The sequence below is a fragment of the Flavobacterium sp. WC2421 genome (assembly GCF_040822115.1).
In the GTDB taxonomy this organism is placed as follows: Bacteria; Bacteroidota; Bacteroidia; order Flavobacteriales; family Flavobacteriaceae; genus Flavobacterium.
Map to the genome: position 1 here is coordinate 1684433 of NZ_CP162004.1, position 16661 is coordinate 1701093.

The 16661-nt window shown below is 32.2% G+C and carries 15 protein-coding genes; all 15 read left to right on the forward strand.

All coding sequences use genetic code 11. From position 1 onward, the window contains the following. Positions 1 to 3: 3 nt before the first annotated feature. The gene (locus tag AB3G33_RS07165) at positions 4 to 696 is read left to right on the forward strand and encodes a hypothetical protein (protein WP_367773711.1); all 693 of its coding nucleotides are present in this window, start codon (positions 4 to 6) and stop codon (positions 694 to 696) included. Further along, entirely contained in the window at positions 686 to 1483 is a 798-nt protein-coding gene (locus tag AB3G33_RS07170; protein ID WP_367773713.1) for an SDR family oxidoreductase, read from the forward strand. The genes AB3G33_RS07165 and AB3G33_RS07170 overlap by 11 nt, the downstream gene beginning before the upstream one ends. 17 nt (positions 1484 to 1500) lie before the next feature. Beyond that, on the forward strand, positions 1501 to 2541 hold the full coding sequence (locus AB3G33_RS07175) for an N-acetylneuraminate synthase family protein (RefSeq protein WP_367773716.1): 1041 nt from the start codon (positions 1501 to 1503) through the stop codon (positions 2539 to 2541). Between the two features lie 131 nt (positions 2542 to 2672). Further along, positions 2673 to 3800 carry a UDP-N-acetylglucosamine 2-epimerase gene (gene neuC / locus AB3G33_RS07180; protein WP_367773718.1) on the forward strand — a complete coding sequence of 376 codons (1128 nt, stop codon included), beginning with the start codon at positions 2673 to 2675 and terminating at the stop codon, positions 3798 to 3800. Positions 3801 to 3940: 140 nt separating this feature from the next. Then, the gene (locus AB3G33_RS07185; protein WP_367773721.1) at positions 3941 to 5203 is read left to right on the forward strand and encodes a UDP-glycosyltransferase; all 1263 of its coding nucleotides are present in this window, start codon (positions 3941 to 3943) and stop codon (positions 5201 to 5203) included. A gap of 80 nt (positions 5204 to 5283) precedes the next feature. Then, positions 5284 to 5760: a serine O-acetyltransferase gene (locus AB3G33_RS07190; RefSeq protein WP_367773723.1), complete on the forward strand. Its 477-nt coding sequence runs from the start codon at positions 5284 to 5286 to the stop codon at positions 5758 to 5760. Position 5761: 1 nt separating this feature from the next. After that, positions 5762 to 7195, forward strand: coding sequence for an MBOAT family protein (locus AB3G33_RS07195; RefSeq protein WP_367773724.1), 1434 nt, complete (start codon positions 5762 to 5764; stop codon positions 7193 to 7195). Continuing rightward, the gene (locus tag AB3G33_RS07200) at positions 7195 to 8073 is read left to right on the forward strand and encodes a hypothetical protein (RefSeq protein ID WP_367773727.1); all 879 of its coding nucleotides are present in this window, start codon (positions 7195 to 7197) and stop codon (positions 8071 to 8073) included. The genes AB3G33_RS07195 and AB3G33_RS07200 overlap by 1 nt, the downstream gene beginning before the upstream one ends. Positions 8074 to 8076: 3 nt before the next feature. Then, the gene (locus AB3G33_RS07205; protein ID WP_367773729.1) at positions 8077 to 9222 is read left to right on the forward strand and encodes a glycosyltransferase family 4 protein; all 1146 of its coding nucleotides are present in this window, start codon (positions 8077 to 8079) and stop codon (positions 9220 to 9222) included. 3 nt (positions 9223 to 9225) lie between these two features. Beyond that, positions 9226 to 10773 (forward strand): glycosyltransferase family 2 protein, encoded by a 1548-nt coding sequence (locus AB3G33_RS07210; protein WP_367773731.1) that lies wholly within the window; start codon positions 9226 to 9228, stop codon positions 10771 to 10773. Beyond that, positions 10770 to 11762, forward strand: a complete 993-nt coding sequence (locus tag AB3G33_RS07215) for a glycosyltransferase family 2 protein (RefSeq protein WP_367773734.1) — start codon at positions 10770 to 10772, stop codon at positions 11760 to 11762. Before AB3G33_RS07210 ends, AB3G33_RS07215 begins: the two co-directional genes overlap by 4 nt. 150 nt (positions 11763 to 11912) lie before the next feature. Further along, on the forward strand, positions 11913 to 12776 hold the full coding sequence (locus AB3G33_RS07220; protein ID WP_367773736.1) for a glycosyltransferase: 864 nt from the start codon (positions 11913 to 11915) through the stop codon (positions 12774 to 12776). Positions 12777 to 12802: 26 nt separating this feature from the next. Then, complete coding sequence (locus AB3G33_RS07225; protein ID WP_367773738.1) at positions 12803 to 13933, forward strand: glycosyltransferase; 1131 nt, start codon at positions 12803 to 12805, stop codon at positions 13931 to 13933. A 151-nt stretch (positions 13934 to 14084) separates the two neighbouring features. After that, the gene (locus tag AB3G33_RS07230; protein WP_367773740.1) at positions 14085 to 15167 is read left to right on the forward strand and encodes a glycosyltransferase; all 1083 of its coding nucleotides are present in this window, start codon (positions 14085 to 14087) and stop codon (positions 15165 to 15167) included. Then, positions 15164 to 16507 (forward strand): O-antigen ligase family protein, encoded by a 1344-nt coding sequence (locus tag AB3G33_RS07235; RefSeq protein WP_367773742.1) that lies wholly within the window; start codon positions 15164 to 15166, stop codon positions 16505 to 16507. Before AB3G33_RS07230 ends, AB3G33_RS07235 begins: the two co-directional genes overlap by 4 nt. The last annotated feature ends 154 nt before the right edge of the window (positions 16508 to 16661 follow it).

Sequence of the window (16661 nt, forward strand, 5' to 3'; positions counted from 1 at the left end):
TATATGATATTAGGAACTATATGTTGTAGAGGAGGATCAAAAGGAGTTTTAGGGAAAAACACCCGACTTTTAAATGGTGTACCATTGATTACCTATACGATTAATGTGGCTCAACAAAGTAAGCTTCTAAATGATTTAATTGTTTCATCAGATAACCAAGAAATATTAGAAATTGCCTTAGATAATAATGTAACTAACACTGTGGTTAGACCAGATAATCTGTCAACAGATACCGCTAGTAAGTGGCCCGTATTTAGACATGCAGTAGAAAACTATGAAAAATTGACAGGAAACATAGTTAGTTATATCGTCGATATGGATGTAACAGTGCCGCTAAAAACCACTAAAGATATTGATGATGCTATTAGCCTAGCAATGCAATCTCCAGATATTGATGTGGTTATTACAGGTTACGAGCCAGAACGGAATCCTTATTTTAATATGATGGAAATAAATGATTCTGGATATGCTGAAATGGTAAAAAAAACAAAGACTCCAATCGTTAGAAGACAAGACGCTCCAAAAGTTTTTAGTTTAACCCCTGCGGCTTATGTAATTAAGAAGGAAGCATTGTATCAATATCAACATTGGAGTGAGGCAAAATGCATGATAAGTGAAATGCCTCGAGAAAGAGCCATAGATATTGATACAGAACTTGATTTTAAACTTATAGAATTTTTATTGAATGAAAAATAATTTATTTGATTTAACAGGCAAAGTTGCTTTCATTACCGGAGGTGCAGGTCTACTTGCAACCGAGCATGCCTTAGCACTAAATGAGTATGGTGCGAAAGTTATTTTGGCCGATATCAATTTAGATAAAGCCAAAGAAATAACTCGTAATTTACAGGAGCAGGAATGTGAGGTTGATTTTATTAAATGTGATGTTACTTCCAAAGAAAGTTGGGAGAACGCATTGCAATATATACTAGATAAATACCAAAAAATAGATATTTTAATAAATAATGCGGGTTTTACCAATCAAAGTAAATCTAAAAATTTTGATGCTTCTTTTGAGGATTTTCCTCTGGAAGACTGGAATGCAATTATGAATGTTAATTTAACAGGTGCTTTTTTGGGATGTCAGGTAATGGGTAGTCAAATGCTCAAGCAGCAATCTGGTGCTATAATTAATATTGCGTCCTTGTATGGGGTGGTTAGTCCCAATCATAAAATGTATCCTGGAACTGGAATTTCTCAACCTGTAGGTTATAGCGTAAGTAAGCACGGTGTAGTTGCATTAACAAAATACCTGGCGACATTGTGGGCAGAAAAGGGGATTAGAGTAAACAGTTTGACTCCTGGAGGCATTTGGAATGGCCATGACGGACTGTTTTTAGAACGATTTAAAAACTTAAATCCCATAGGAAAAATGAGTGACAAATCAGAGTTAAGAGGTGGTATCGTTTTTCTTGCTAGTGAAGCGAGTAGTCATGTTGTGGGACACAATCTAATTATAGATGGTGGGTGGACCGCATGGTAAAATTTTAAAAGTATATAATGAATCCATTTATAGAAATTGCAGGTAGAAAAATAGGTGTGGATTACCCACCTTTGGTCATTGCGGAAATCGGTATTAATCATGAAGGTTCTTTACAGGTAGCTAAAGAAATGGTCGATGCTGCCCAAAGAGCAGGTGTTGAGTTGGTTAAGCATCAAACACATATTGTAGAAGACGAAATGAGTGCGGCCGCTAAGAAAGTAATTCCAGGGAATGCAGATGTTAGTATCTATGAAATTATGGAGCGTTGTTCTTTGAGCGAAGCCGATGAATTAGAATTAAAAAATTACGTGGAAAGTAAAGGAATGATTTTTATTTCAACTCCTTTCTCGCGTGTTGCTGCGAATCGATTGCAAAAGTTTAATATTCCAGCATATAAAATAGGTTCTGGGGAGTGTAATAATTATCCCTTACTGGAGCATATCGCTTCTTTTGGGAAACCAGTTATTATGAGTACAGGAATGAACACTATTCAAAGCATTCAAAAAGCGGTGGCCATTTTTGATAAATATAAAATACCAGTAGCTCTATTACATACGACTAATTTGTACCCCACACCTATCCCTTTAGTTCGATTAGGAGCAATGACTGCGATGCATGAATTTTTTGCGGATAAAGTATTTGGATTGTCTGATCATACCTTAAATAATAATGCTTGTTTAGGAGCAGTGGCTTTAGGAGCTAGCATATTAGAAAGGCATTTTACCGATTCTATGCTAAGAACTGGACCAGATATTATTTGCAGTATGGATGAACATGCAACGAAAGAATTAATAATAAGTTCCAATGAAATTTGGCAGATGCGCGGTGGGACTAAAGAACCTGCACAAGAGGAGCAGGTTACCATTGATTTTGCCTTTGCAACAGTATGTTCAATTGTTCCAATCAGAGAAGGAGAAGTGTTTACCAAAGATAACATATGGGTTAAACGTCCTGGTACTGGTGAAATATTGGCAGCGCATTTTAATGATATTTTAGGGAAAATTGCAACTAGAGATATTCAAAATGATGATCAATTAAAGTGGGAAGATATAGATTAATTGTGTTTCTTTCTGAAATTTTAATTTGGATTAAATCGATTAAGAGAGAGCCAATAATAATTTTTAAAATTAAAAAGTGTATGATGAGTTAAATCTAATAAAAGTATAAACTCATTATTATAAAGATGGAAATGAATATAAAAAAAATCTTATTTTTAACTGGAACGCGTGCTGATTTTGGTAAAATAAAATCATTGATTTCTATTCTGGATACACATCAAGCTTTTGAAGTTTTTGTTTTTGTAACCGGTATGCATTTGCAAAGAGAATATGGTTATACGCTAATTGAAATTGAAAGATGCAATTTCAAAAACGTACATACTTTTGAAAATCATACCCATGAGACAACAATGGATTTAACACTAGCAAAAACAATTGAAGGATTATCAAGTTTTTGTAAAAAAGTGAACCCTGATTTAATTGTAATCCACGGTGACCGAGTTGAAACACTTGCCGGGGCAATTGTAGGTTCTCTAAATAATATTTTAGTGGCTCATATTGAAGGTGGTGAATTATCAGGAACTGTTGATGAATTAATTAGACATAGCGTAAGTAAACTAAGCCATATACATTTTGTCTCAAATGATGATGCCGCTAAGCGATTGCTTCAAATGGGAGAGATGGAAACTTCCATTTTTAATATAGGCTCACCTGATATTGACATTATGTTTTCAGATTCGCTTCCTAGTTTAGAGAAAGTGAAGTCCTATTATGATATTAATTTTAAGAAATTTGCCATTGTAATGTTTCATCCCGTGACAACTGAAGTTACTGAAATGGAACAATATGCTAAGAATTTTGTAAATTGTATTTTAAATGACACGCATGATTATATTGTAATATATCCTAATAATGATTTAGGAAGTCAATGTATCATAAAGGAGTATGAAAGGTTGAAAAATAATCCAAAGTTTAGGGTTTTTCCTTCTCTACGGTTTGAGTATTTTTTAACCTTACTTAAAAATTCTCAATTCATAATAGGAAACAGTAGTGCAGGAATTAGGGAAGCTCCCTATTACGGAATTCCAATTATTAATATAGGTACGCGTCAACAAAACAGGGTAATTCATGCGGATATTATTAATGTCAATTATAAAAATGAAAACATCAATAAAGCATTAAAAAATATCGATTCATACCAAGTTCAAGAAGCAAAATCTAATTTTGGACAAGGAAATAGTACCACTTTATTTCTAAACTCCATTCTAAATAGCGATATTTGGAAAATAAATCATCAAAAACAGTTTAGAGATAATTAATGTCAAACAAAAAGATTTTTATTTTAGTGCCGGATGGTATAGGACTCCGTAATTTTGCCTTTACAGATTTTTATTCAAAAGGTAAAGCTACCGGAATGAATATGATTTTTTGGAATAATACTCCATTTGAATTATCGAAAATGGGTTATGAAGAAATTAGACTCAAACAAAATCGATTAAGTCTTTTTTTGGAAGTTTTAAAAAATGCCCGAAAAGAAATTGAACTTAACTGCAATATAAGAAAATCTAAAGATACCGTTTATGATTCGTATCGATTTCCATTTTCCTATGCTAGCTTTAAGTCCATAATAAAAAGTTATATCATCCATTTTTTAATTCAATTATTTGATTCTGAAAAAGGACTGAAAAAGCTAAGAAATCTCATCAAAAAAACAGAAAGGAAAACCAATTTTTATTCTGAATCGTATACCCTTTTAAAGATGCAAAAACCGGCTCTCGTTTTTTGTACCAATCAAAGAATTAGCTTAGCGATAGCTCCATTATTAGCTGCTCAGGATTTAAAAATACCTACAGGTACTTTTATTTTCTCTTGGGATAATTTGCCAAAAGGTACTATGGTAGTAGAAACAGATTTTTATTTTGTTTGGAGTTCCCATATGAAAAAAGAACTTTTATATTATTACCCATATATAAACGAAAACCAAATCATAGTAACTGGAACACCACAGTTTGAAAATCATTTTCAGAAAGACAATATAATTGATAAAGAAATATTTTTTAAGCAAAATGGTTTAGATAGTAGCAAGAAATATATATGTTATTCTGGAGATGATATAACAACCTCACCTTATGATCCAAATTACCTTTTAGATGTAATTAAAGCAGTAAGAGTTTTAAATAAAAAAGGAATTCAATTGGGGGTTATTTTTAGGAGGTGTCCTGTGGATTTTTCAGATAGATTTGATTCTATTTTAGAAGAAAACAAAGATATAGTTACAGCAATTATACCTAATTGGGTTAAAGTTGGTGAAGAATGGAATACTATTCTGCCTACAAAAGACGATTTCATTTTGCAGTTAAATATAATCGCACATACTGAGCTAGTGGTTAATTTAGGTTCTTCTATGGTTTTTGATTACGCCGCTCATAAAAAACCGTGTGCTTATATGAATTATAATCCGGTCACAAGTGATAGTTTGTCTGCAGTTGATAAAATATACAATTATATTCATTTTCGTTCTATGCCTGACGATGCAGTAGTTTGGTTGAATTCTCCATATGAAATTGCGGATAAAATTGAACTGATGTTGGGTGATAAATGTGAAAATGTAGTAGAAAAGGCGCAAGAATGGTTTGAAAAAATTAATCAGCATCCAGCCGAAGAGGCTTCTGAACGTATTTGGGAGGCTATAGATAAAATTTGTAGAAAGGAAATATGTTAAAAGAGACCATTTTATCTGATTATAAAAGATGTGGAATTAAGAAAGTAACCTTTTGGATACTCTTAAAGACCTTCATAATTATGCCAAATCCTGGTCTGAAATTCATGACTATTTTTCGTTTGGCACAGCATTTTAGAAGAATTAATAGACCTTTGTTTTTTCTTTTTTTTCTTTGGCTCCGTAACTTAAAGGTGAAGTATGGATTTGATATATCGTATAGAACAAAAATCGGGAAAGGATTCTATATTGGTCATTTTGGTAATGTAGTGATACATGGAGATACCATAATAGGTGATAACTGCAACATTTCTCAAGGAATAACTTTTGGAGTAAGTAATTCAGGTAATAGTATTGGAGTACCTACAATTGGCAATAATGTTTTTATAGGGCCAGGAGCCTGTGTTTTTGGGAATATATGTATAGGAAATAATGTAACTATAGGAGCCAATGCCGTTGTGACAAATGATGTTCCAGATTCTCATACCGTTTTGAGCCCTTCAATTTCAGTTATCAATAAAGATTTGTCTTCTTTTTACATTCACAACAGCGATACTTAATATGTTTTTTAATTCGTTATCTTTTGCCCTATTTCTCCCTATTGTTTTTGTGTTTTATTGGTTTGTTTTTAATAAAAATAAAAGTACTCAGAATAGCCTATTAATTGTAGCGAGCTACTATTTTTATTCCTGTTGGGATTGGCGTTTTTTGTTTTTATTGGTTTTTTCCACATTTTTGGATTACTATACGGGAATTCAAATTGAAAAATCAAAGTCAGACACTAATCGAAAATTTTGGTTTTGGTTGAGTATTTCAATCAATTTAGGGTTCTTGGGAATCTTTAAATATTATAATTTTTTTGCTAGTTCCTTCTCTGAGTTATTAAATGGGTTTGGGTTGCATTCCAGTCCTTTATTACTTAATGTGGTTTTACCTGTCGGAATTTCTTTTTATACTTTTCATGGATTATCGTACGTTATCGATATCTATTTAAAAAGGATAAAAGCCGAATATAATTTTGTTGATTATTCTTTATTTGTTAGTTATTTTCCACTTCTGGTGGCTGGTCCTATTGAAAGAGCCACCCATTTATTACCGCAAGTAAAATTAAAACGCAGCTTTGATTATGAAAAAGCCAAAGAAGGTGTCTTTCAGTTTATTTGGGGTTTGGTCAAAAAAGTAGTCATTGCAGATACCTGTGCCACTTATGCCAATGCTATTTTTGATCATTATACTTCCATGAATTCGCTATCATTAATTTTAGGGGCTATTTATTTTGCTTTTCAAATTTATGGTGACTTCTCTGGTTATTCTGATATGGCGTTAGGAATGTCTAAACTCTTCGGCATTGATTTACTAAAGAATTTTAATTATCCCTATTTCTCAAGAGACATAGCTGAGTTTTGGCGTCGCTGGCATATATCCTTGTCCTCCTGGTTTAGAGATTATGTATATATTCCACTAGGAGGAAGCAAAGGAAGCAAACTAAAACAAGTACGAAATGTTTTTGTTATTTTCTTATTGAGTGGCTTTTGGCATGGGGCTAATTGGACCTTTATAGCATGGGGATTAATCAATGCATTGTATTTTTTACCCTTATTATTATTAAATAAAAACCGTTCTAATATAGAAACGGTTAACTTAGAATGGAATTTAAGTTCCATAAAAGTAGTTTGGAATATTTTAGTTACTTTCGGGTTAAGTTGTTTGGCTTGGATATTTTTTAGAGCAAATTCGATTGAAATTGCTTTCGATTACATTGCTCGGATTTTTACTAATCGTACTTTTATACCACAATATTTAGAAAACGAAAGATACAGTTATGAAATACTAGGGATGATATTACTTTTTGTTCTGGTTGAATGGAATTCCAAAACTAAAATTGAACCGATTTCGGGCGGCTATAGTTGGGTGAAAGTTGTACTCTGCTTAGTTGCTTTGTTGGTATTAGGGACCTATTCTGATTACAAAGAATTTATTTATTTTCAATTTTAATGAAGTTTTTTTCTACTCTTGTTCTTGGACTTTTATTAGCACTAGTTTTGTTAAGTGTGGGTTTGGATGTAATTTATACAAAAGTATATTTACAATCGTCCAATCGTGAAAAAATCGGGTATGTTTATAACTCAAAGGCTAGATCTTACGATGTAGTAATTTTAGGGTCTTCTAGAGCTAATAATCATTTTGTAGCTTCAATGTTTGAAAAAAAAGGGTTAAAGACTTTTAATTATGGAATGAGTGGCGGACATTTATTTGAGACTTCTTTACTCCTGAAATTAATGATAGAAAGGAAATATGAAATTAAAAATGTGATACTGGAAGCCGATTTAAATTTGTCGAATGAGCAGGAGTCTGAGAGTGTTGCACCTAAATTTATGCCTTATATTCACAATTCTAAAGTAATTGAAAGCCATTTTGCCCAGCAGCCTGATTTTTGGGCATTATATTACATCCCATTTTATAGGTATATTGTTTTTGCACCCCAAATTGGTTTTAAGGAAATGTTTGATGTCGCTCGACAAAAACCCACAAAAATCTTGAATCACTTAGGATACAATCCGCTGAGTAAAAACCCAAATGCAAATATGAAGAATGACCTAACCAATCTAAAACCATTGCATAATAAATACTACGAGGAAATAAAGCATCTTTGCAAAGCGAATCACATTAACCTGATCGCTGTTATGACCCCCATGTGTACTAATACCAAAGGATTGGATTATTTTCAAAAAGTAAACAAAGTCTATCCCGAAATTCACAATTATGAAAATGTGGTTGAAGGAGATCAGTATTTCTCTTCCTGTGGTCATATGAATGATATGGGGGCGCGATTGTTTACCTCTAAAATTTTAAACCATTTTTTTAATAAATAAAAGATGAAAATAGCCTTTTTAACTCCAGAATACCCACATCCTAGGACAGGTAATTCGGGAGGCATAGGTACAAGTATAAAAAACTTGGCTACAGGACTTTTAGCGCAAGGTTGTTCTGTTCGGGTTTTGGTTTATGGTCAGAAAGCAGAAGAGGTTTTTGATGATAATGGAGTTTGTATACAGCAAATACAAAATGTAAAATTAAAAGGAATTTCCTGGTACCTCACTCGTAAAAAACTTCAAAAAATAATTGATGGTTTGTATGAGAACAAAGAAATTGATTTGGTTGAAGCGCCTGATTGGACAGGGATTACTTCTTTTATAAACCCTGAAAAATGTCCTGTTGTCATTCGATTAAACGGTTCTGACACTTATTTTTGTAATTTAGATGGACGTCATGTAAAAATAAATAATAAGTTTCATGAAAAGCGAGCAATACAAAAAGCGGATGGATTACTTGCTGTAAGTCAATTTACAGCTGATAAAACAAATGAAGTTTTTGGAATAGCTGAACATTTTACAATTATACCCAATTCAATTGATGTCGCTACATTTAAAAAGGAGGAAGCCATAAAAGAGTTGCCTAACACGGTTTTGTATTTTGGAAGTTTAATTCGAAAAAAAGGATTATTAGAACTTCCATTCATTTTTAATGAGTTGATTAAAGAAAATCCAATTGCGAAGTTAATTTTAGTAGGTAAAGATGTACCTGATATTATCTCGGGATCAGGCTCCACTTGGGGGATGATGCAAAAGTTGTTTACCAAAGATGCCTTATTAAATGTAGATTATTTAGGAAGTGTACCTTATTCGGAAATACAAAAGCATATTAATCGGGCTACTGTTTGTGTTTTTCCCTCATTTGCCGAAGCTTTACCCGTTTCATGGATAGAAGCAATGGCTATGCAAAAATCAATAGTGGCATCAAATATTGGTTGGGCATCGGATGTGATAGATAACGGATTAAATGGTTTTTTAGTTAGTCCAAAAGAGCATGCCGTTTATGCTGAAAAAATTAATATATTGCTTAAAAATGTTCAATTGCAACAAGAAATTGGTTTGGCTGCCAGAGAAAAAGCCATTCGAAAATTTAGCATTGATATAGTCGCTAAAGAAAGTGTTTTGTTTTATCAATCTTTAATAGAGTAAATTTTGATTATTGTATATCATATAAATGCCAAAATAACGGAGGTAGTTTCTTTAGATAATCATAAAGTTGAATTTGATTGTAAAGGTTCTATTCCATTTGGTTTGCATAAGATAGCAGAACATTTTCCTGACAGAAAAATAGTTTGGTGCCATTTAGATTATAAAGAACAGCTAGATATAGAAGCGATAAAGTTATTATTTCATCATGATAAAATGCTGTTGTCTTTTTCTACTCCACAACAAGATTTTTTTGATTGTAAAATTGGATATGTTGAAGAGTCTTTATTTATTAATGTAAATAAAAACGTATCTTACCCCACTTGGCGAATGAGCAGTTTAGTTGGTGTTATTCATGCCTCTGTTCTAAATGCCTTAAAGTATAAAATAGTTTGTGATAGCAATTTCGATTATTTTTTGAACTCGATTGCAAAAACGGGGATGCCATTAGGTTTGCTTTGCTATTCTGAACCAAGACTCTTAAAGTTAGGAAAGTTTAAAAACACAAACTTGTCCAAAGCAAATATTTACACACTTTTTCGCTTTGTTAAGCAACACTATAAGACACGATGGGTATTTTTGTTGTTATTGAATTTAGGCGTGTATAAAAGGAATTTTCCAATTTTGCCTTTCTTATTTTCGTTTTTTTACAAGTCCAGATGCAATACTAATATAAATCTAGATCATATAAAAGTTCAATCCTCTTTGAACGTAATTGATAAAGAAACTGTTGATGTCGTTATTCCAACAATTGGAAGAAAAGACTATTTGTATGAAGTTTTAAAAGACTTCTCTAAACAAACATGTCTTCCCAATAAAATTATTATTATAGAACAAAATCCAGAAAAATTAAGCAATAGCCAGCTAAACTATATATTAGATGATAAATGGCCATTTAAAATTGAACACTTTTTTATACATCAAGCTGGTGCCTGTAATGCAAGGAATATTGCTTTGAAACACGTTACAAGTGAATGGGTTTTTTTTGCAGATGATGATGTTAGAATTAAGTCTGATTTTATTTATCTAACGTTTTTAAACATTAAAAAATTTGGTACTAAGGCAGTTTCAATTAGTTGTTTGCAAAACGAGGAAAAACAAAATTTTAAAAACATTATCCAATGGGGAAGTTTTGGTTCTGGATGTAGTTTTGTTGCTTCATCTACTTTAAAAGGGTGTTCTTTTACTATGGGATATGAATTTGGCTTTGGTGAAGATGCTGATTTTGGAAAACAATTACGAAATCAAGGTCATGATGTGTTGTACTTACCGCAACCAAAAATGTTGCATCTGAAAGCCCCAATTGGAGGCTTTAGAACAAAACCAAAGTTATTGTGGCAACAGGAAAGTATTCAGCCTAAGCCATCTCCAACGGTTATGTTGTATCTTATTTTGCATAATACTAAAGAACAGCTCTTGGGGTATAAAACTATTTTGTTTTTTAAATACTATAAGTATCAGAAAATTAAAAACCCGTATGTTTATTTTAAAACGTTTCAAAAACAATGGAATCAAAGTACATATTGGGCTAATCAATTAAAAAGTAAATCATGAAGTTTGCTCTAATTATCTGTACGTACATGCGTCCGAAACCTATTTTACAATTGTTACAATCGGTTAAAGCGCAAACTGTTTATCCAGATGAAATTATAATCGTGGACGGTTCTTTAAATCAAGATACTGTAACGATTTTAAATCAAAATTATTTTAAAGATCTGCACTATCATGTAGTAACCTCTGAAAACAGAGGGCTTACTAAACAGCGCAATTTTGGTGTAGGAAAAGTAAATGATGCTATCGAAGTTATTTGTTTTTTAGATGATGATACGGTATTAGAAACAACGTATTTTGAGCAAATTTTAAAAACGTATTCGGATTACCCACAAGCTTTAGGAGTGGGAGGTTACATTTGCAATGAAACTAAATTTAAATTTGTGGGATATGATTATCAACCCACTAATAAAGAATTTTATTTTGACGGATGGAAACAAAATGACGGGAGTCGTTTTGTATTGCGAAAAAAATTAGGGTTGGACAGTGATTGTCCCCCAGGATATTCATCCTTATATTCCCATGGACGCAGTGTTGGTTTTTTACCGCCAAACGGTAAAACATATGAAGTAGAAATGCTAATGGGAGGAGTTTCTTCTTTTAGAAAAAAAGTATTTGAAACGTTGCGATTCTCCACTTATTTTGAGGGATATGGACTGTATGAAGATGCTGATTTTACTTTGAAGGTTTCTAAAATAGGGAAGTTATACTTGAATACTGCCGCAAAATTGAATCATTATCATGATGCTTCTGGACGACCTAATCAATTTCAATATGGAAAAATGGTAGTGCGCAATGGATGGTATGTTTGGCGTACTAAAAATCCTAAACCACTATTTAATCATCAATTAAAATGGCATGGAATTACTTTACTTTTAATAGTGATACGATATAGTAATGTTCTTACTACAAATAGTAAAAAAGAAGCTTTTACTGAGGCTATAGGCCGTACTATAGGTTGGTTGAGTTTATGGTTTAATAAGCCGAAGTGATTTTTTTGAATAAAACTATAAACAAAAACATTTTCTATTTCCATTGGTAATGAATTTATTATGAAGACAATACAATTAATGAATATTCCTAATTATTATTCTTCCTACTATTTGTTAGGACTGAATCAAGCGTACAAGGTTAAATTCAAAATGGATAAGAATTTTATTAAGTTCAATAACAAACCAATACTGATATTTAAGGTTAATGATACTATCGCAGTAATCGATAATGATGACCCTACTGGGATAAAGCAAGAATTATATGACATAGCCAGTGTTTATTTTGTGACGAACAAACTTATCGATCATGATTCTTATAAACAGCCAAAGGTTAAGCCTCTTTATCCTCATTATCCTGTAAATATTGTGCTACTATACTGTCGTATTTTTGGTTTAGGGTTATTTCGTTATTTGAAATTTAAAGATATGGCACAACAAATTTATATTCTTTTAAGAAGGCCCCTATATATTCAATATAAAAAAAGTTTTAAAAAAGATAATTTCATTTTTTTCTCTTCTAATATTTGGAAAAAGGAGCCAGAAACTAATCAAATTCGAGCTGAGTTTATTCGTTTTTGTAAAACAGATACTAGAATAACATTTAAAGGGGGGTTTATCCCTCGCTCTGATGGGGATAATTATGGGTTTGGTAAAGAACTTAATAATGAAAAATATTCTCCTAAAATGTTTTCAAAGTTGAGTGCTAAATCTAAAGTAGCGTTAAATAACCCAGCAGTTTGCGGAGCGGTAAGTTGGAGACTTGCTGAATATTTGAATCAAGGTTTATTTGTATTGTCTTTTCCTTTTAAAATTGAATTGCCTCATAAATTAGAGCAAGGTTCCGTAGTCTATTTTATAGAAGAAACAGTAGAGTTTAAAAAAGTTATAGATACAATTGTAGATAATCCTAATGAACATGAATTAATTGCTGAGAAAGGGAAATCTTATTTTGACACCTATTGCACACCAATGGCGCAAGCAAAATATATTTATAATTCAGTATTGGTTAAATAATAATTTTAAAAGCTAAGATTTATAAAATGAAATTCACCATATTTACTCATGTTCCACACTCAAAAGAGGATAATCTGTATTATGCTTATGCTCCCTATGTTCGGGAAATGAATGTTTGGGGGGATAATGTGGATGAATTAGTGGTTGTTGCTCCTTTTTTTTTAGGGGATAAAACGGCAATAGACTGTTCATACACCCATGAAAATATAGAATTTATATCCGTACCCAATTTTGATGTTTTATCTGTTAAATCTATTTTGAATACTATTTTGAAGTTTCCAGTTTTAATTTCGATTCTTTTTAAGGCTATGAAAGCAACGGATCACATTCATTTGCGCTGTCCAGGTAATATTGGTTTATTGGCCTGTTTCGTGCAAATTTTATTTCCAAAAAAAACAAAAACGGCTAAATATGCAGGTAATTGGGATTCGCAATCTAAGCAACCTTGGAGCTATCAATTACAACAATGGGTATTGAGTAACACTTTTTTGACTCGAAATATGCAGGTTTTGGTCTATGGTGAGTGGGAAGGAATGACGAAAAATATAAAACCATTTTTTACAGCTACTTACAAAGAAGAAGACAAGCGGCCAATCGTCCCAAAAGGTTTAAATAATAAAATCAATTTTATTTTTGTGGGTACACTAGTAAAGGGAAAGAATCCTTTGTATGCAATTCAATTGGTAGAAAACTTATATAAAAAAGGGATTGCTGTTTCTTTACAGATGTATGGAGAAGGAATTGAACGAAGGGAATTGGAACGTTATGTGCTAGATAAGAATCTAGAGTCTATAATTAGTTTGGAAGGAAATCAAACTAAAGCTATTGTTCAAAATGGGTATCAGGGAAGCTGTTTTGTACTATTAGCATCAGAAAGTGAAGGTTGGCCTAAGGCGATTGCCGAGGGGATGTTTTGGGGATGTGTTCCTATTGCCACTTCAGTGTCTTGTGTTCCTTTTATGTTGGATTATGGAAATAGGGGGGTGTTATTGACTATGATTTTAGAAAAAGATGTAAAACAATTGATGCGTCTAATAAAAAATGAAAAGGATTATAAAGATAAACAAAGCAAAGCAGTAGCATGGTCTAGAAACTATACACTTGATGTTTTTGAAAGGGAAATAAAAAAACTACTTAATAATACCGATTACTATTAATAATCGTAAACTAAAAATGATATAGGAGCGTATTTTTTGGCTCGTTTTTATAAAGAAAAGTCATTTTATCAATTTACGGATTGTTATATTTGGCCATAATTTTATAACAAGAGTTATAAAAGATATTTTTGAAAATACAAACAATAAATACATGCGTATACTGCAAGTAATAGATTCGTTAGCCGTAGGTGGTGCTGAACGTATGGCAGTTAATTATGCGAATGCCTTAGCCAAAAAAGTGCCATTCTCAGGTATAGTAGCCACTAGACAGGAAGGGTCGCTTTTACAGCAACTTAATGGGAATGTGACCTATCTTTTTTTGGATAAAAAAGGAAGTTTCGATTTGAAAGCATTGTTTCGATTGAAAGCCTTTGTTAAACAGCATAAAATTACCATTATACAGGCGCATAGTACCTCTTTTTTTACTAGTTTCCTTTTAAAGTTGATTTGTCCTTCTGTTCAATTAATATGGCACGATCACTATGGGGATAGTGAGTTTTTACACAAAAGACCCGTTACGATATTAAAAGTAGTGCTTCCTTTTTTTTCTGGAATTATAGCAGTAAACCACAAATTAAAGGATTGGGCCAAAGAGCAAATGCATTTTAGTAACACAATCTATTTGCCTAATTTTACATCTGATGAAAATACAACTCAAGTCAATACTGTTTTAAAAGGAATAGAAGGGAAGCGGATTGTATGTTTGGCTAATTTGAGGGAACAAAAAAATCATTTTTTATTGATAGAGGTAGCTAATAAGTTAAAAATATCTCATCCTGATTGGACCTTTCATTTGGTAGGAAAAGATAGTGGTGATGGGTATGCTACTGCATTAAAAAGCAGTATTTTTGAATTGGAGTTAGAGGATGCCGTTTTTATATATGGCGCAAAATCAGATATAATTACAGTATTGCAACAAAGTACAATAGGAATTTTGACTTCTCAATCAGAAGGCTTGCCAGTGGCGCTATTGGAATATGGTTTGCATAAAATGCCAGTAGTTGTTACTGCTGTTGGTGAAATCAATTCAGTCATTCAAAATGAGTTTAATGGATTTGTAGTGCCAAGCCAAGAATCAGAATTGTTTTACATTGCCTTGGTTCAACTCATCGAAAATAAAGAATTAAGAATGAAATTGGGTGAATCTCTTTATCGAACTATTTTAGAAACCTATTCTGAACGAGCCGTCATTACGCCCTATTTAAATTGGATGCAAAAAACTATTTTGAAATGAAAAAAGAAGAATCCTCTTATCTCAACTTAATCCTATTGCATGTTTTTATTGGGTTTATTGTTTATTTAGTACCCTTTACAGCCAAAATATACGGTTATCTCATTTTTATATTAGGGGTTTATTATGTAATCAAAACCCAAAATAAAAATCATGAGGCTTTGATGGTAGCTGCCTATGTGGTAGGCGCTGAGGTACTGTTGCGGATGACAGGAGGCAATATCACTTACGAGTTTTCTAAATACGGAGTGATGATTTTTATTTTCTTGGGAATGTATTATACTGGATTTTCAAGAGGAGCTTTACCCTATTGGGTTTTTATATTGTTATTGATTCCTAGCATAGTGCTTTCGACCTTCGTTATCAACTTTGATACCAATCTTAGGAATACCATTGCATTTAATATCTCAGGTCCCATTTGTTTAGCAATAGCTTCTTTATATACCTATAGACGTAAGATGCTTTTAGAACAGGTAAATATTATTCTTCTTTGTATTGGTCTTCCTATTATTTCCTGTACGGTATATTTGATTTTTTACACTCCTAATATTGAGGATGTAATTACTGGAACTCAGTCCAATTTTGAAACTTCAGGTGGTTTTGGTCCTAATCAGGTGGCTACTTTTTTAGGTTTGGGTATGTTTATTTTCTTTTCTAGGATTATTTTGGAATCAAGGACTAAATTTATGGTGTTATTAAATCTTATTATTGTTTTTAATATTAGTTATAGAGGAATGGTTACTTTTTCACGAGGAGGAATGATTACTGGTTTTTTGATGATTGTATTATTGTTGTTATTTCTATATTATAAATCCAATTACAGAGGAAAGGTAAAGCTTAATTATATTGTAGTCATTATTGGAATAGCTATGATAGGTATTTGGGGCTATACCTCTTTCCAAACGGGAGGGTTAATTAATAAACGCTATGCTAATCAGGATGCAGCTGGAAGGGTAAAGGCGAGTCAATTTACAGGTAGGGAGGATGTAGCTCAAACAGAAATTAATATGTTTTTTAATAACCCTATTTTTGGTGTAGGGGTTGGGAAAGGAGTTGAAGTACGGAAAGCAGAAACAGGTGTTTTTGTACTGTCTCATGATGAAATTACCCGAATGCTTGCGGAGCATGGTTCTTTAGGAATATTAGGGTTATTAATTCTAATTTTTACCCCATTGGTATTATATCTGGAAAATAAATTCAATATGTTTTTATTGTGCTTTGTCGCTTTTTGGTTTTTGACTATTAATCATGCCGCTATGCGAACGGCTGTGCCTGCCTTTGTCTACTCCTTGTCTTTGTTGAATGTGCAAATTGGTGGAGCTAAAAAAGAAAATGAAATTTAGTATTAGTATTATTATTATTTATTCTTTGTAAATGATTAAAATTAAGTATTTTAATACCCTTTTTTTGTTTTGAAAAATGATTAATTAAGTTTAATAGATTGGCACTGATTAATAGGTTGCTAATTGAAAATTTTTAGCCTTTCCCTCTTTGTGT